18 protein-coding genes are annotated in these 16,288 nt (G+C 71.2%); 10 read left to right on the forward strand and 8 right to left on the reverse strand.

From position 1 onward, the window contains the following. Positions 1–17: 17 nt before the first annotated feature. On the forward strand, positions 18–680 hold the full coding sequence (locus ACWDVG_RS09930; RefSeq protein ID WP_451697950.1) for a hypothetical protein: 663 nt from the start codon (positions 18–20) through the stop codon (positions 678–680). A 102-nt stretch (positions 681–782) separates the two neighbouring features. Here the strand turns inward: ACWDVG_RS09930 and thiC are convergent, their stop codons facing one another. Beyond that, positions 783–2,558 carry a phosphomethylpyrimidine synthase ThiC gene (gene thiC / locus ACWDVG_RS09935; RefSeq protein WP_451697952.1) on the reverse strand — a complete coding sequence of 592 codons (1,776 nt, stop codon included), beginning with the start codon at positions 2,556–2,558 and terminating at the stop codon, positions 783–785. A gap of 182 nt (positions 2,559–2,740) precedes the next feature. Between thiC and ACWDVG_RS09940 the strand changes: the two genes are divergently transcribed. After that, entirely contained in the window at positions 2,741–4,198 is a 1,458-nt protein-coding gene (locus ACWDVG_RS09940; protein ID WP_451697954.1) for a YibE/F family protein, read from the forward strand. A gap of 77 nt (positions 4,199–4,275) precedes the next feature. Here ACWDVG_RS09940 and ACWDVG_RS09945 read toward each other — a convergent pair whose 3' ends face one another. From ACWDVG_RS09945 to ACWDVG_RS09960, 4 genes are all read right to left on the reverse strand, one after another. Then, complete coding sequence (locus ACWDVG_RS09945) at positions 4,276–4,716, reverse strand: SsgA family sporulation/cell division regulator (RefSeq protein ID WP_451698205.1); 441 nt, start codon at positions 4,714–4,716, stop codon at positions 4,276–4,278. A 138-nt stretch (positions 4,717–4,854) separates the two neighbouring features. After that, the gene (locus ACWDVG_RS09950) at positions 4,855–5,619 is read right to left on the reverse strand and encodes an IclR family transcriptional regulator (protein WP_451697955.1); all 765 of its coding nucleotides are present in this window, start codon (positions 5,617–5,619) and stop codon (positions 4,855–4,857) included. A gap of 287 nt (positions 5,620–5,906) precedes the next feature. Further along, entirely contained in the window at positions 5,907–6,125 is a 219-nt protein-coding gene (locus ACWDVG_RS09955) for a DUF5326 family protein (protein ID WP_451697957.1), read from the reverse strand. A gap of 151 nt (positions 6,126–6,276) precedes the next feature. After that, positions 6,277–6,594 carry a cupin domain-containing protein gene (locus ACWDVG_RS09960; protein WP_451697959.1) on the reverse strand — a complete coding sequence of 106 codons (318 nt, stop codon included), beginning with the start codon at positions 6,592–6,594 and terminating at the stop codon, positions 6,277–6,279. 51 nt (positions 6,595–6,645) lie between these two features. Here ACWDVG_RS09960 and ACWDVG_RS09965 point away from each other — a divergent pair, with 51 nt between their 5' ends. The 4 genes from ACWDVG_RS09965 (at position 6,646) to ACWDVG_RS09980 (ending at position 9,863) form a co-directional block, all read left to right on the forward strand. Next, the gene (locus tag ACWDVG_RS09965; RefSeq protein ID WP_451697961.1) at positions 6,646–7,023 is read left to right on the forward strand and encodes a phage holin family protein; all 378 of its coding nucleotides are present in this window, start codon (positions 6,646–6,648) and stop codon (positions 7,021–7,023) included. 3 nt (positions 7,024–7,026) lie between these two features. Continuing rightward, positions 7,027–8,208, forward strand: coding sequence for a cystathionine gamma-lyase (locus ACWDVG_RS09970; protein WP_451697963.1), 1,182 nt, complete (start codon positions 7,027–7,029; stop codon positions 8,206–8,208). 243 nt (positions 8,209–8,451) lie between these two features. Beyond that, positions 8,452–9,348, forward strand: coding sequence for a LysR family transcriptional regulator (locus ACWDVG_RS09975; RefSeq protein WP_451697965.1), 897 nt, complete (start codon positions 8,452–8,454; stop codon positions 9,346–9,348). 35 nt (positions 9,349–9,383) lie between these two features. Continuing rightward, entirely contained in the window at positions 9,384–9,863 is a 480-nt protein-coding gene (locus ACWDVG_RS09980) for an NUDIX domain-containing protein (RefSeq protein WP_451697967.1), read from the forward strand. On the opposite strand, the gene ACWDVG_RS09985 is transcribed toward ACWDVG_RS09980, so the two are convergent. Next, entirely contained in the window at positions 9,806–11,221 is a 1,416-nt protein-coding gene (locus ACWDVG_RS09985; RefSeq protein ID WP_451697969.1) for a globin domain-containing protein, read from the reverse strand. The genes ACWDVG_RS09980 and ACWDVG_RS09985 overlap by 58 nt on opposite strands. Further along, the gene (locus ACWDVG_RS09990) at positions 11,193–11,831 is read right to left on the reverse strand and encodes an HAD family hydrolase (protein ID WP_451697971.1); all 639 of its coding nucleotides are present in this window, start codon (positions 11,829–11,831) and stop codon (positions 11,193–11,195) included. Before ACWDVG_RS09990 ends, ACWDVG_RS09985 begins: the two co-directional genes overlap by 29 nt. A gap of 99 nt (positions 11,832–11,930) precedes the next feature. On the opposite strand from ACWDVG_RS09990, the gene ACWDVG_RS09995 reads away from it, so the two are divergent. The 3 genes from ACWDVG_RS09995 to ACWDVG_RS10005 all read left to right on the forward strand — a co-directional run bounded on the left by ACWDVG_RS09995 (position 11,931) and on the right by ACWDVG_RS10005 (position 13,855). Then, a complete protein-coding gene (locus ACWDVG_RS09995) occupies positions 11,931–12,797 on the forward strand; it encodes a GNAT family N-acetyltransferase (protein WP_451697973.1) in 867 nt (288 codons plus the stop codon). Positions 12,798–12,925: 128 nt separating this feature from the next. Then, positions 12,926–13,384, forward strand: coding sequence for a MarR family winged helix-turn-helix transcriptional regulator (locus tag ACWDVG_RS10000; protein WP_451697974.1), 459 nt, complete (start codon positions 12,926–12,928; stop codon positions 13,382–13,384). 18 nt (positions 13,385–13,402) lie between these two features. Then, positions 13,403–13,855 (forward strand): N-acetyltransferase family protein, encoded by a 453-nt coding sequence (locus ACWDVG_RS10005; RefSeq protein ID WP_451697976.1) that lies wholly within the window; start codon positions 13,403–13,405, stop codon positions 13,853–13,855. Positions 13,856–13,908: 53 nt separating this feature from the next. Here ACWDVG_RS10005 and ACWDVG_RS10010 read toward each other — a convergent pair whose 3' ends face one another. After that, positions 13,909–15,291: a serine hydrolase domain-containing protein gene (locus ACWDVG_RS10010; RefSeq protein WP_451697978.1), complete on the reverse strand. Its 1,383-nt coding sequence runs from the start codon at positions 15,289–15,291 to the stop codon at positions 13,909–13,911. Between the two features lie 162 nt (positions 15,292–15,453). On the opposite strand from ACWDVG_RS10010, the gene ACWDVG_RS10015 reads away from it, so the two are divergent. Further along, positions 15,454–16,263 (forward strand): alpha/beta fold hydrolase, encoded by an 810-nt coding sequence (locus ACWDVG_RS10015; protein WP_451697980.1) that lies wholly within the window; start codon positions 15,454–15,456, stop codon positions 16,261–16,263. Positions 16,264–16,288: the final 25 nt, after the last annotated feature.

Below are 16,288 nucleotides of genomic sequence, written 5' to 3' on the forward strand. Positions count from 1 at the left end.
TTACGGAGCATCGGGGGATGCACATGAACGTGGCTCCGCACCTGCTGACCGAGGACCGCGCCGAGTACGAGCGGGTCCTCGACGACGCACTGCACACCGCTCACGCACGTCCGGATCTCGACGGCGTCGGCACCCGGCTGACGCCCGCGCAGCTGCGGTCGATGGCCATGAACGCGACCGCCCTGATCACCGCGGCGGCGGCGAGCGAGTACGACCACTTCGTCAAGGTCCGCGCACAGCGCCGCGCGCCCTCCCCCCGCCCAGCCCCCACACCCGCCCACGAAGGCCCCGGCGCGGGCGTCGTCGCGATCTTCACCGTCATGGTGCCGGTCCTCGGGGGCTCGGCCGCCGCGATATTCCTGCTGGTCGGAGCGGTGCTGCACGCCGTCGCCCCGACCGTCGTCTTCGGCTCCACGCTGCTCACGGCCGGCCTGGTCTTCGCCGCCGTCGCCGCCGCGGGCCTGCTCTGCGCGGCCGTGGGCCTCCTCCTGACGGCCCTGCGCAACAGCCCGGCCGCCTCGGGCGCGACGGCCGCCGCGGCCGACGACGAACTCGCCCTCGCCCGGGAGGCCTGGCGCCACGCCCTCCTGGAGCGCGGCATCGTCCCCTTCCTCCGCGACGCCCTCGCGGCCACGCCCCCGCCCGAGGCCGCCTCCCCCGACCCGCTCCCCGGCCCGTAGCCGGGCGAAGGCCCCGGCGACCGCACGACGTTCGGGCCCGTGGGCAGGGTGACGGCCCGCGACTCCCCCCGTGAGTCGCGGGCCGGTCCGGTGCCCTCGGCGTCAGTTGGCCATCGGGAGGTAGACCCGGTTGCCGGCGGCCGCGAACTCCGCGGACTTCTCCGCCATCCCGGCCTCGATCTCCTCCTGGGTCCCGCCGTGTTCGCGCCGGATGTCCTGGGAGATCTTCATCGAGCAGAACTTCGGACCGCACATCGAGCAGAAGTGCGCGGTCTTCGCGGGCTCCGCCGGCAGGGTCTCGTCGTGGAACTCCCGCGCCGTGACCGGGTCGAGGGCCAGGTTGAACTGGTCCTCCCAGCGGAACTCGAACCGCGCGTCCGACAGCGCGTCGTCCCACTCCTGCGCGCCCGGGTGACCCTTCGCGAGGTCCGCCGCGTGCGCCGCGATCTTGTACGTGATGACGCCCGTCTTCACGTCGTCCTTGTTCGGCAGGCCCAGGTGCTCCTTGGGCGTGACGTAGCAGAGCATCGCCGTGCCCCACCAGGCGATCATCGCCGCGCCGATGCCCGAGGTGATGTGGTCGTACGCGGGCGCGACGTCCGTGGTGAGCGGGCCGAGCGTGTAGAACGGCGCCTCCTCGCAGATCTCCTGCTGGAGGTCGATGTTCTCCTTGATCTTGTGCATCGGGACGTGCCCGGGGCCCTCGATCATCGTCTGGACGTTGTGCCGCTTGGCGATCGTGTTCAGCTCGCCGAGCGTGCGCAGCTCCGCGAACTGGGCCTCGTCGTTGGCGTCCGCGATCGAGCCGGGCCGCAGGCCGTCGCCGAGCGAGTACGTGACGTCGTACGCCGCCAGGATCTCGCAGAGCTCCTCGAAGTTCGTGTAGAGGAAGTTCTCCTTGTGGTGCGCGAGGCACCAGGCGGCCATGATCGAGCCGCCGCGCGAGACGATGCCGGTCTTGCGGCGGGCGGTGAGCGGCACGTACGGCAGCAGCACGCCGGCGTGGACCGTCATGTAGTCGACGCCCTGCTCGGCCTGCTCGATGACCGTGTCCTTGTAGATTTCCCAGGTCAGCTCCTCGGCCTTGCCGTCGACCTTCTCCAGGGCCTGGTAGAGCGGCACGGTGCCGATCGGCACGGGGGAGTTGCGCAGCACCCACTCGCGGGTGGTGTGGATGTTGCGGCCGGTGGAGAGGTCCATGACCGTGTCGGCGCCCCACTTGGTCGCCCAGGTCATCTTCTCCACCTCCTCCTCGATGGAGGAGGTGACGGCGGAGTTGCCGATGTTGGCGTTGACCTTCACCAGGAACCGCTTGCCGATGATCATCGGCTCGATCTCCGGGTGGTTGACGTTCGCCGGCAGCACGGCACGACCGGCCGCGATCTCCTCGCGCACGATCTCGGGCGAGACGTTCTCGCGCAGCGCGACGTACTCCATCTCCGGGGTGATCTCGCCCCGGCGGGCGTACGCGAGCTGGGTCACCGCCTGGCCGTCGCGGCCCCGGCGGGGCAGGCGCGGGCGGCCGGGGAAGACGGCGTCGAGGTTCTTGAGGCCGCCGCCGCGCGGCGAGGTGTGCTTGATGCCGTCGTCCTCGGGGCGGACCGGGCGGCCCGCGTACTCCTCGGTGTCGCCGCGCGCGATGATCCAGTTCTCGCGCAGCGGGGCGAGGCCCCGTCGTACATCGGTGTCGATGGTCGGGTCGGTGTACGGACCGGACGTGTCGTACAGCGTCACGTCCTTGCCGTTGGTGAGGTGCACCTGCCGCACGGGCACACGGAGGTCGGGGCGCGAGCCCTCGATGTACCCCTTGTGCCAGCCCGGCGTGCGCTCCTGGCCGCTCTGGTCGGTGGCAGGCGTGCGTGCATCCTGAATGGTCATGTGACCGAATCTCCCTACGCCGGCATTACCCGGTAACAGGTTCGGCGGTCGGCGCAGCGAAGTCGTCAGCGCCCTCTCAGCCCGGTGCTCCGAGCTCCCGCGTGTGCAAAGGTGCCACCACGCTAGCGTCATCACGGGCGTGCTGAACAGTGGGCCACGGACGTTCTTGCGATGATCGGTCGGTGACTTCCTCGCAGCAGACCCCCGATCCGTACGACTCCGGCCACGGGTCCGGGCAGGAATCCGGCCACGGCTCCGGACCGGGGTCGGGGCCGGGCTCCGGACCCGGCGGTTCCGGGCACGGCCACGGGCACGGCTCGGGCCAAAGCCACGGGCACGGGAACGGCCACGGCCCTGCGCACGGCCACAGCCACAGCCACGGGCCCGCCGCTCCCGTCTCCCGGCATCTGCGCAGGGTCATCGCGGCCGTCCTGGTGCCCTTCGCCGCCGCCGTGGTGGTCGGGCTCGCCGTGCTGTGGCCGGGAGGCGCTCCGGCGCACGAGCGGACCGGGGTCGGCTTCGACCGGCAGACCGAGCAGGGCACGGTCGTCTCCGTCGAGCGCGTCGACTGCGCGGACGTGAACGCCGCCCAGGTGCCGCCGACCGGTGACACCTCCACCCCGCAGGGCCGCGAGGCGGTCAACGCCCAGCAGGGGCAGTGCGAGAAGGCGACCGTCGAGGTGACGACCGGCCAGCACAAGGGCCGCACCTTCACCGAGATCGTGCAGCCGGACGCGCCGCGCCAACTCGACGAGGGTCAGGGCGTGGTGGTCGCGTACGCCCCCGACGCCCCGAAGGACCTGCAGTACTCGGTGACGGACGTGAACCGGAAGGTGCCGTTGGCGGTGCTCGCCGGGATCTTCGCGCTCGCGGTCGTGCTCGTGGGCCGCATGCGGGGTCTGATGGCCCTGATCGCGCTGGCGGTGAGCTTCCTCGTCCTCACGCTCTTCATCCTGCCGGCGATCCTGGAGGGCTCGAACCCGCTGGTCGTGGCGGTGGTCGGGTCGAGCGCCATCATGCTGATCGCGCTCTACATGTGCCACGGCCTGTCGGCCAGAACCTCGGTCGCGGTCCTCGGCACGCTGATCTCCCTGCTGCTGATCGGCCTGCTCGGCTCGCTGTTCGTCGGCTGGGCGTCGCTGAGCGGCAACACCGACGACAACACCGGTCTGATTCACGGGCTCTACCCGGAGATCGACATGTCCGGCCTGTTGCTCGCGGGCATCATCATCGGCTCCCTCGGCGTCCTCGACGACGTGACCGTGACGCAGACCTCGTCCGTCTGGGAGCTGCACCAGGCCGATCCGAGCATGGGTCCTCGGGCCCTGTACCGGGCCGGGATCCGGATCGGCCGGGACCACATCGCCTCGGTGGTGAACACGCTGGTCCTCGCCTACGCGGGCGCCGCCCTGCCGCTGCTGCTGCTCTTCTCGATCGCGCAGAGCAGCGTGGGGACGGTGGCCAACAGCGAGCTGGTCGCGGAGGAGATCGTCCGGACCCTGGTCGGGTCGATCGGCCTGGTCGCGTCCGTGCCGCTCACCACGGGCCTCGCGGCGCTCGTCGTCTCGGCCGACCGTCCGTCCTCCGGTGGCCGTCAGCCCGCGCCGGTACGAGGTGGTCGGCGCCGTCGCGCGAAGTGACGCGGCCCCGGGGGCGGGCCGTCGCCGGTGCCCGGGGCGGTGCGTCCGCGGTCGGTGCCCGGGGCGGTGCCGTCCGGTCATGCCGGGCCGGCGTTCTCCTCCGCCAGGATCCGGCCGAGCGCCGCCTCCAGGTGGTCCTCGAAGTCACCGAGCGTGCGCTCCTGACCGAGCGGAACCAGCTTGTCGGTCCGGTCGAGGAAGGCGACCAGCGGCGGCGCGCTCGCCCGGAACAGGGCGCGGTCGCCGCCCACCTGGAGACGGATGGAGACGTCCGAGAGTCCCTCGGGATCGGTAGGCGCGATGTGGACGTCGCCCTCGCCGCTCGGCCGGTTGATCCCGTCGAGCAGCAGCTCCCTGCCGAACGCCCAGGTGACGGGCGCGTCCCCGGGGAGGTGGAAGGTCATGCGCACCGCGTAGGGATCCCGGGTCTCATACCGCAGTTCCACCGGGATCTTGAAGGAGAGCTCCTCCGAAACGAGGAAGCTCATCAGGACCTCGGCCTGAACCGACTCTCGCATCATGTACCCCGCAGTTGATGGAGCAGTTGTGTAAACACAGCTGCTGAAAGCTGTGACCGAAACGGCCAGGAATGATCCCTCGTGGCCCTCTTGACGCAATCGTGCTGCACGCACTTGCAGATCACAAGGAGTGATTTTTCAGATACTGATAGAGAACGCGAGGGAACTGAAGAGCCTCCCGATCTCCGTACGCAGTCGCTCAACTGCGGGGAGCAACCGTTCTTCCTGGTGGAGAGGGAGGGAAATGGCCATCGCGGCCGCTGCGGACCCCGCCGTCACCGGAATGGCGGCACAGACCGTGCCGAGCGCATATTCCTGCCGCTCTACCAGGGGCTCCATTCTCCCCAAACCGCCCAAACGATCCAAAAGCGCCCGCCGGTTACTCACCGTGTACGGAGTGATGGCTTCCACCGGGTGGCGGTCAAGGTGGTCTTGACGAGATTTCAGATCGAGTTGACTCAGCAGGCATTGCCCGATCGCGTGCGCGTGAGCGGTCTCGCGAAAGTCCGCCCATTCCTCCACGGCGGGGGCGGACGGGGTGTCCGCGACGGCCACGAGCTGGATCTCGCCCTCGCGGTAGAGGGCGAAGTAGATCGGCACACCGATCTCGTCCCGCCAGCGGGCAAGGGAGTCTTCGATCTTGATGCGACGATTCTGCACAGCTCCGCCGCCGGCCAGCCGCCTCGCGGCTTCGCCCAGCACGAACACGCCCTTCTCGCGGAGCAGATAGCCCTCGTGCGTCAGGGTGCGGAGCAGGTGGTACGTCGTCGGCAGCGGGAGGCCCGTCTCACGGGCGAGCTGCTTGGCGGGGGCCCCGTCCTCGTGGGAGGCCACGGCCTCCAGAAGTCTCAGCGCCCGCTGCACCGAACCGATCAAGGTAGGCGCAGCCGTCTGCGTAGCCATGGCCAAAGGTCACCCCCAGGCGTGACAACGGATGCAGTGCACCCGTCGGCGGGGGCCGCCCCCGCGCGACCGCCGGGCCTGGGAACCCCCTGGGGTCCGATCGTGGACCCGTCGGGGGACAAGCGGGAAACCGCTGGTCAGTATGGAGGTCTACGCCTGTAGTCCCCATCACGGCGGAGGACTGCCACCTTAACGGCAGGTACGGAGCCCACACCCCGTTTCAAGCGGCGCGTTCCCCCGCCCGGGCTAACGGCCTCCGCCGTCGTCCTACTGGCCGGTAGCTTCAGCTACCACTCCTCGCGCGAGCGGGACGAGGAGCTGAACTTCCGTACGACGTACACGAGTCCGGCGACCAGGGCCACGAAGAGCAGCACCTTGAAGAGCAGCCCGACCACGAAGGCCAGCACGCTGGTGATGAGTCCGCCGAAGACCAGCAGGGCGAGGGCGGGTATGGCGACCCACTTCACCCACCAGGGCATCCCCGCGAGAATCTCCTGTACCGCCATGGTCTTCTCCCTCGCTCTCGACCGTCCGCCCGCCGCACCCGCGCCGGACACCCTCAAGGCTAGGGTCGCGAAGGCCCCGGCGGAGCCCGCGCTTCCCCGGCTCTTCCCTGAACCACCCCCTAGGGGGCGGACCGTCGAGGGGGCCGCGTGGTCAGCTCTCCGGCGGCGAGAAGACCACCATGACCTTCAGGTCCTCGCTGATGTGGTGGAACTTGTGCGGCACCCCGGCCGGCACGTAGACGACGCTGCCCCGCGCCACCTGCTCCGTCTCCTCGCCGACCGTGATCGCCGCCCGGCCGCTCACCACGAGGTACACCTCGTCCTGGTCGTGCGGCTGCTGCGGGTCGAGTGCGCCGGCGTCCAGCGCGTACAGACCCACGGACATGTGCCGCTCGCGCAGGAACTGGAGGTACGCGCCCTTGTTGGCGGCGCGCTCCGCCTCCAGGTCGTCCAGCCGGAATGCCTTCATCGCCCGTCAGCCCCTGCCCTCGGCCCGATCATGTCTGCCACGATCAGACACATGAAGAATTTCGTAGTCAAGACGCTCGCGAACGCGGGCGCCCTGGGAGTCGCCATCTGGCTGCTCCAGGACATCACCCTGACCGGTGAGAGCACCGGCAAGAAGGCCCTGACGCTCATCCTCGTCGCCCTGGTCTTCGGTCTGGTGAACTTCCTGGTGAAGCCGCTGGTGAAGCTGCTCACGCTGCCGCTGTTCATCCTGACGCTCGGCCTGATCACCCTGGTGGTCAACGCCCTGATGCTGCTGCTGACCTCCTGGCTCGCCGACCAGCTCGACCTCAGCTTCCACGTGGAGGGCTTCTGGACCGCCGTCCTGGGCGGCCTGATCATCTCCGTCGTCTCCTGGGCGCTCAACGTCGTCCTCCCCGACGGCGACTGAGCGATGACCGACTACGCCGACGAGAAGAACCCGCTGGGTTCGCCGGGTTCACTGAGCTCACTGGGCGACGGGACGCTCGCCGTACGGGCAGGGCTGCCCGAGCCCGTGAAGTACGAGCCGACCCTGCCGGGGCCGGTCTTCGCCGCCCACTTCCACCTGCCGGGGGAGCCGACGGGGCCGTACACCTACGGCCGGGACGAGAACCCCACCTGGACCCACCTCGAACGGGCCATCGGCGAGCTGGAGGCACCGGGGGAGCCGGACGTCGAGACGTTGGTCTTCGCCTCCGGCATGGCCGCCATCTCCGCCGTCCTCCTCTCCCAGCTGTCGAGCGGCGACGCCGTCGTCCTGCCCTCCGACGGCTACCAGGCCCTCCCCCTTCTCCACGAGCAGCTGCGCGCGTACGGCGTCGAGGTCCGCACCGCGCCGACCGGCGGGGACGCCCAGCTCGACCTCCTCGACGGGGCGCGGCTGCTGTGGATCGAGACCCCGTCCAACCCGGGGCTCGACGTCTGCGACATCCGCCGGCTCGTGCGCGAGGCGCACGCCGTCGGCGCCCTCGTCGCCGTCGACAACACCCTCGCCACCCCGCTGGGCCAGCGCCCCCTGGAGCTCGGCGCCGACTTCTCCGTCGCCAGCGACACCAAGGGCATGACCGGCCACGGCGACGTCCTGCTCGGGCACGTGAGCTGCCGCGACCCGCGGCGGGCCGCCGAGGTGCGCCGCTGGCGCAAGATCGTCGGCGCGATCCCGGGGCCCATGGAGGCCTGGCTCGCACACCGCTCGCTCGCCACGCTCCAGCTGCGCATCGACCGCCAGTGCGCCACGGCGCACGCCCTCGCGGAGACCCTGGCCGCGCGGCACGACGTGACCGGGCTCCGCTACCCGGGGCTGCCCGGTGACCCCTCGCACCCGGTGGCCGCCCGGCAGATGCGCCGCTTCGGACCGGTGGTCTCCTTCGAACTGGCCGACCGGAAGCGGGCCGAGCGGTTCCTGGAGGGGCTGCGGCTCGTGGACGACGCCACCAGTTTCGGCGGGGTCCGCTCGACGGCGGAGCGGCGCGGACGCTGGGGCGGGGACGCGGTCGCGGAGGGCTTCATCCGCTTCTCGGTCGGCGCCGAGGACCCCGAGGACCTCATCGCCGACGTGGTGCGCGCCCTCGACGAGGCCGCCGCCACCGGCTGAGAGCGGGACCCTCGCGCCCCTCGCTCGGACGGGCCGGGGCGCTCCGAGCCTCCCCCCTCGTGGCTCGGAACGCCCTCGGTTCCACGCGCGGAGACCGCCTGCACAAGGCTAGTTGACTGAGCGTCAGTGTCCAATCACGGTAGCGACAGAGACCTATCGACTTATTTATAGTTGGACGGTCCTGAGGCGCAGTCAGCCGACCGCCTGAGTCGAACGGCCGCACGGCCGGGAGGGGGCGATCCCGTGGATCTGGCCCTGCTGCGCACGTTCGTCACGGTGCACCGGGCCGGCTCCTTCACCCGCGCCGCCGCTCTCCTCGGCCTCTCCCAGCCGGCCGTCACCAGCCAGATCCGGACACTCGAACGGCAACTGGGGCGTCCTCTCTTCCTCCGGCAGGCCCGCGGGGTCACGCCGACCACCATCGGCGACGAGCTCGCCCACCGAGCCGCTCCCCATCTGGACGCCCTCGTCGAGATCGCCGAGACCGGGATCGACGAGGAGAGCGGCCTGCGCACGCTCCATGTCGCCGGGCCGCCGGAGTTCACCAGCCTGCGCGTTCTGCCGGCGCTCACCCCGCTCGTGTCCCAGGGGCTCGCCGTGCGGGCCTCGTTCCCCGGCAACGCCGAGGACCTGATCGACGGCCTCGCCGCGGGTCACCACGACCTGGCCGTCGCCACCGCCCGCCCGCGCGGCGGCCTGCTGGCCGCCACCCCGCTCTGCGACGAGGAGCACGTCCTGGTCGCCGCCCCGCGCTGGGCGGCCCGGCTCTCCCCCGACGTCCTGCTCGACAAGGGCGCCGTGGTCCTGGAGCAGCTGCCGGTGGTCGAGGTGCACGAGTCGCTGCCGTTCGTCGCCCGCTACTGGGCGGCCGTCTTCGAGACCAAACCGGCGACGGCGGCGACCGTCATCGCCCCCGACCTGCGGGCCGTCCGCGAATCGGCCGCCTCGGGCGCGGGGCTCGCGGTGCTGCCGCGCTATCTGTGCGAGGAGGCGCTGGAGCAGGGGCGGCTGGTGGCGCTGCTCGATCCTCCCGTGCCCCCGCTGCGTACGTACTTCCTGCTCGCCCGGACGGGCACGCTCTCCCTCTCCCACATCGCGCGGGCGCAGGAGGAACTGCTGCGTGCCGCGGCCGCCTGGTGAGTTTCAGGTCACCCGGAACGGGCCATTTTCTTCCCATGACCGAACGCCCCGTGGTCAAGCGCACCGCACGCGCCATCCTGCTCGACGGAGACGACCTCATCCTCATCAAGCGCACCAAGCCGGGGATGGATCCGTACTGGGTCACGCCCGGCGGCGGCGTGGAGCCCTCCGACAGCACCGTCGTCGAGGCCCTGCACCGCGAGGTGCGCGAGGAACTCGGCGCCAAGATCACCGATGTGGTCCCCTGCTTCGTCGACACCGTGGAGCACATCGTCGACGGCGGCGTCTCGGGGGTGAAGGTCCAGCACTTCTTCGTCTGCCGCCTGGTCTCCATGGACCTGTCCCTGCGGCACGGCCCCGAGGTCGACGAGCCCGTGGGCGAGTACGAGATCGTCCGGGTGCCGTTCAGCCGGGTCGGCATCGCCGCCGTGCACCTGGTCCCGCTCTCCCTGCGGCACTACCTCGACGGCAACATCGAGGGCGTCCGCGCCATGCACGCTCCCGACCTGGGCTGATCCTCCGCCGCCGGGGTGATCTCCGCCGGGAAGTCGTGACGGATCCGCTCGGCGGGCACCCCGGCCCCGCGCAGGGCGTCGACGCCCTGTCGGACCATGCCCAGCGGGCCCGACAGATAGGCGTCGCGTTCGTTCCAGGGGCCGTAGCGACAGGCGGTCTCCGGGAGCCTGCCCTGCGCGTCGGTGACCGGGTGGACCGCGAGCCAGGGAAACGTCTTCTGGAGGCGCAGCAGGGTGTCCATGTCGTAGAGGTCGTGGCCGCTGCGCGCCCCGTAGAAGACGTCGACGGGGCGCCGGTCGCCGTGCTCGGCGACGTCCTCGACGAGCGCCTTGATCGGCGCGATGCCCGTGCCGCCGCCCAGACAGAGCAGCCCGTGGTCCGTGGCGTGGTCGACCGTCATCGAACCGGCCGGCGGGCCGAGCCGCAGCACGTCGCCGGGCCGGGCCCGGTGGACCAGCGCGTTCGAGACCCAGCCGGCCGGGACCGCCTTCACGTGGAGCGAGAGCAGGCCGTCGGGCCGGGGCGCTGAGGCGAAGGAGTAGTGCCGCCATGTCCGGGGCCACCAGGGCGTCTCCAGCGTCGTGTACTGCCCCGCGAGGAAGGGGTACGGCTGGTCCGGCCTGAGCGTGAGCACCGCGACGTCGGGGGTGCGCAGGTCGTGGGAGACGACCTCCGCCTGCCACCAGGGCGGCGCCTCCTTCTCGTTCTCCGCCGCCGCGTCGATCATGATCTGCGAGATCGTCGTGTACGTGCGGACCCAGGCCGCCTCCGTCCCGGCGTCCCAGACGGTCACCGCGTACCGGGCCAGCGCGCCGAGGAGCGCCTCTCCGACGGCCGGGTACTGGTCGGGCCGCGTGCCGTACTTCCGGTGCCCGCGGCCGAGGTTCTCCAGGTACGCGGTGAGCGTCGGCCTGTCGTCGAGGTGCTCGGCCGCCGTGAGCAGCGCCCTCAGGAGCCGGTCGCGCTGGGTGTCCATGGCGGCGGGGAACATGTCGCGCAGCTCGGGGTTCCGCAGGAAGAGCAGGGCGTAGAAGTACGAGGTGACCCGGTCGGCGACCGGCGCGATCTCCGCCAGCGTGCGGCGGACCAGCACCGCGTCGGGTGAGCCACCGGCGTCACGTGCGCCCGGGTGGCGTGCACCGGCCCCGCGTGGTTCGGCGGCTGGTCGGCCCGGATCGGATATTCGGGCCTCCGCGTCCGTCGTCGTGGTCGGACCATCCATCGTGTGCCTCGCCTCGCGCAGCCGACTTCCGTGAGCGCAGGATGCCGTTCGCCTCCACCGCTCCGAGCAGAAAGCAGTGTTCCCGGCCGGAGGGCAGGAATTCCGACTAAGCTGCGCCCCTTCGGACCAGCGCATAGGCCTCCCGGAGGTCGTCTCCCCGGTAGCCGTGGCGGGCGAGTCCGGCCAGGTGATGATCCGCGTTCACGGCCACCGTCACCGGAACCCGCGCGAAGAGCGCGGCGTCCGACATCGAGTCCCCGTAGGCCACGCAGTCCTCGAACCCGAGCCCGTACCCGGCGCAGAGTTCACGGGTGATCCGCACCTTCGCCGCGGCGTCGAGGATGCCAGGCCGGTGGACGGGCGCGGTGAAGGGAACCGCGGGCCAGGCGGAGGCGTGCGTCGAGTCGACACCCCAGGCGAGCAGGCGCTCCACGAAGAAGTCGGGCGACAGGGAGATGACGGCACAGCGGTCGCCGGCGGCGCGGATGTCCGCCCAGACCTCACGGATGCCGAGGAGCCAGGGCGCCCCGTCGAATGCCGTGTCCACCTGCTCCGGGGTGAGGTCCGCCCACAGCTCCCGCGCGCGGACGGCGAACTCGTCCGGCGTCAGCCCCTGGAGGAACAGCAGCTCCAGGGCCGCGATCTCCTCGGCGAGGCCCAGTTGGCGGGAGATCTCCACGGCGGCGGCCGAGCCTCGGATCAGGGTGCCATCGAGGTCGAAGAGGTGCAGTTTCACGTGAAACATCGTCCGTGCCGGACAGAGGAGAGGCAACGTCCCCCCGCGTCTCGGCCAGATCCCGTAAAGGGGTGGACGGAAGATCGTTGTTTCGAGAGCCTGGCAGGCATGCCTACGCCGTCATCCGTGCCGCTCACCCAGCTTCCCGTCCGGCGCCTCACCTCGGACGATCTCCGGGCCTGCGCCGACCTCGCCGAAAACCGCGGATGGCTCCGCGAGGAACACAAGTGGGGACTTCTGCTCACCGCGGGCACCGGCTACGGCATCGACGACCCGGCCGGCGGCGGGCTGCTCGCCTGCTCCGTGGTCACCTCCTACGGTCCCGACCTCGCCGCGATCGGCATGGTGCTCGTCGCCGAGGCGTACGCCCGTCAGGGCGTGGGCCGCCGACTCATGCGGCACGTGCTCGACGAGGCCGGATCCACTCCGCTCACCCTCCACGCCACCCCGAACGGCCAGCCCCTCTACGAGCAGCTGGGCTTCACCGAGGTCAGCCGTGCGGAGATGGTGCTCGGCCAGTTCAGCTTCACCACCCCCGCCCCCGACGTCGCCGTCCGCCCGGCCACGGCGGACGACCTCCAGGCGATCCTCCGGCTGGACCGCGAGGTCTTCGGCCTGGACCGCACGCCGCTCATCACCCGGCTGCCCGCCTTCGCCGACCACCTCCGGGTCGCCGAGGAGCACGGCGACCTCATCGGCTTCGCCGCGGCCTGGCCCAATATGCACACCCATGTCATCGGCCCCCTGATCGCCCGGGACCCCGCCACCGCCCAGGCCCTGGTGGCCTCCCTGGCCACCGCGACGGACCGGCCGCTGCGCACGGACGTCGACGTCCGCCATACCGAGCTGCTGCGCTGGCTGAAGGAGAACGGGGTCGAGACGATCGCCTTCAACGCGGTGATGACCCGCTCCGTCCCGGACCTCCCCGGCGACTGGCGTCGACGGTTCGCCCCCCTGACCGTCGCGGCCGGGTAATTGTCGCGCCCCCGGAGCGGTGGGCTCCCTCCCGGTACACAGAATTACTTGCACACGCGCACTATTGCGCCGCATCGTCTACTCTGGGAGGAGCCTCCACCACCGAGGAGAGACCGAGGAGAGAGACCATGACCGCGACGGACCCCGCCCTCACCGCGCTGGCGCAGCGCTGGTGCGCCCTCTCCCTGCTCCACGGCAGGATCGAGTCCCACCTGGAGCGCGCCCTGGAGTCCCGCCACGGTCTGAGCGTCCGCGAGTACTCGCTCCTCGATGTCCTCAGCCGCCAGCACAGCGGCCCCGGCGGTCACCTCCAGATGAAGCAGGTCGCCGACGCGGTCGTCCTCAGCCAGAGCGCGACCACCCGGCTCGTCACCCGCCTCGAAGACCGCGGACTGCTCACCCGGTATCTCTGCGCCACCGACCGACGCGGCATCTACACGGACGTCACCGAGGCCGGCCTGAAGCTCCTCGAAGAGGCACGCCCCACCAACGACAGCGCGCTGCGCGAGGCGCTGGACGAGGCGGCCAAGAATCCCGAGCTGGCTCCCCTGGTCCAGGTTGTGGAAGGCGTGGGCGTCTCCGCCTGACGCCGTACGCTTCGGGGCATGAGCGATCTTGAGATACGTCCCACCACCACGGAGGATATCCCGGCCGTCGTCGCGATGCTCGCCGACGACCCGCTGGGAGCCCAGCGCGAGTCCCCCGACGACCTCACCCCGTACCTCGCCGCCTTCGAGCGGCTCGCGGGCGACCCGCACCAGCACCTCGTCGTGGCCGTCCGCGGTGACAAGGTCGTCGGCACCCTCCAGCTGACCGTCGTCCCGGGGCTCTCCCGCCGGGGCGCCACCCGCTCGATCATCGAGGGCGTCCGCATCCACGCGGACGAGCGCGGCAGTGGCCTCGGCACCCAGCTCATCGAATGGGCCGTCGAGGAGTCGCGGCGGCAGGGGTGTGTTCTCGTCCAGCTCACCTCCGACGCCACGCGCATCGACGCCCACCGCTTCTACGAGCGCCTGGGCTTCGAGGCCTCCCACGTGGGCTTCAAGAAGAGCCTCTGAGGCCACCGACGGAGCTGGGCTCGTGTTTCACGTGAAACGCGAGCCCAGCGGGCTCAGAGACCGCGCCAGCCCGCCTCGTCCACCCCGCCCGGCACCGCGTCCCCCGGCTCGTACGGTTCCCGGGTGAAGACGAAGGACCCCAGGTCCAGGTGGCTCACCCCGCCATCGGCCCGCCGCACCACGCGGAGCCGCTCCCCGGCGTAGTAGCCGTTCAGACCGATCCAGTCACCGTCCGGCAGCGCCCGGAACTCCGCGCGGCGCCCGGCACCCCGCAGCGGTTCGAGCGTCACCCCACGGCCCCGCCCGATCCGGAGCCCATAAACGTACGTCCCCCAGTACCAGGGCCCCGTCAACGCCAGCAGCTCCGAGTCGACCTCGGCCTCCGGGAGCGGCCGCCACGGCTCGGGAAGCCTTGGCTCCGCCTCCGCCACGATCCGTACGAGATCGGCGGCCACCAACGCAGCCGGCGGACCGGACGTCGCATTGGCCAGGGCGATCCCCGCCAGCCCCTCCTCCACGCAGACCCACAGACAGGCCACGAACCCGGGCAGGGAGCCCGTGTGCCCGATCAGGGTCCGGCCGTCCCTGCGCAGCAACTGGAGACCGAGCCCGTAGCCACCCTCCCAGTCGCCCTCTCCGGCGGGAGCCGAGGGCACCCGCATCTCCGCCACCGAGGCGGCTCCGAGCACCCGTTCATCGCCCTCCGCGAGAAAGGCGGCGAACCGGCCCAGGTCAGCGGCGGTCGACCACAACTGTCCGGCGGCCGCCATCAGACCGAGGTGCTCCAAGGGCTCGGGCAGCATCACGTCGGCCCACGGATGCACGGCCCAGCCTCCGGCATGCGGGGCCACCGGATCGACCGTCGTCCGAGCCATGCCCAGCGGCTCCAGGATCTCGCTCCGCAGGGCCTCCTCCCAGGGCACCCCGCGTACTGCCTCGACCAGTGCACCGAGCAGGGTGTAGCCGGGGTTGGAGTAGTGGAAGCGGCGCCCCGGCGTCTGGATCATCGCTCCCTCCCCCAGGACGTCGGACAGCTCGGGCCGCAGCTCGGCCGACGAGCGCTCCCACCACGCACCGGGCGTCTCGGCGGCGAGACCCCCACTGTGGGAGAGGAGCTGAGCGATCGTCACCTGCCCCACGCCCGTGCCCTTGAGGTGCCGCTCCAGCGGATCGTCGAGATCGAGGAGCCCCTCGTCCCTCAGCCGCATCACCAGCACCGCGGTGAACACCTTGGTGATCGACCCGATCCTGAACTGCGTGTCCTCGTCCGGTGCATGCCCGTCCACACAACTGCGCGCCCCGCTCCACACCGGCTCCCCGTCCCGTACGACCGCACCCACGATCGAGGGTGCACGCCCTTCGGACTGCGCGAGCGCGACGCGGTGCAGCAGAGCCCGCTCGGTACCGGGCAACAGAGCTTCGAATGATGTCGTCATGCCCCCATCCAACACACGACGACGACTTTCCGGTGCCGCGCCGGTCCCTGCGCCTGCGACCGACGTGCAGAAGGCCGGCGCCCTGCTCGAACGGAGCCGCGGCGTCCCCGTGGCGACATTTGTACAAGACCCTGGGCCGACACCCCCGGCATCCTCCCGCGTATGGCTACTGACGACGGTAAGCAGGTGCACGGGATGCACGTGGTCCACGACGGCCCGCGGGAAGCACCCCCGCTGGTGCTCATCCACGGATCGGGGGCCTCGGGCAGCTCCTGGGGCCCGGTGACGCACGCACTGGCCAGCCGCCATCACGTCATCCGGATCGACCTCCCGGGCCACGGTCAGTCCCCGCCCGCGCCGTCGTACGCCGTGCCGGAACAGGCGGCCAGGCTGGCCGCGGCCCTCGACGAGCTCGGCCTGCGTCCGGTCACTGTGGTCGGGCACTCCAGCGGCGGGTACATCGCCACCGCCCTCGCCGAACAGCGCCCGGACCTGGTGGGTTCGCTCGCACTGATCAGCAGCGGCCCGAGCCCCGACGCACTCCTTCCGCAGCCCGCCGTCCTTCGGGTCCTGATCGACCCGCCCCTCGGCCCGCTTGTGTGGAGAGTCCGTTCCGACGCGATGCTCCGCCGGGGGGTGACCGCGGTGTGCAACCGCCCGGTGGACGTCCCGAACGACCTGGTCGCCGACGTACGGGGCATCAGCTACGGCACGTTCAGGAAGGTGCTGCGCGAGAACGGCGCGTACATCGCCGAGCGGAGCGTACCCGCGCGCCTGGCCGCGCTCGACGTCCCGGTTCTGGTGATCTTCGGTGCTGCCGACCCCCGCTGGGATCCTTCCTCGGCACACCACTACGACACGGTGCCGAACGCGCGAGTGCATCGGCTGCCCGACGTCGGACACTTCCCCATGCTCGAAGCACCCCGAGAGACAAGCGAGTTGCTGTTGCGCTTCGCGGCGACGGGTCGCTGACACCCATCGCCTAGCCTGGTGCCGT

The sequence above is a fragment of the Streptomyces sp. NPDC003327 genome (genome assembly GCF_053589515.1).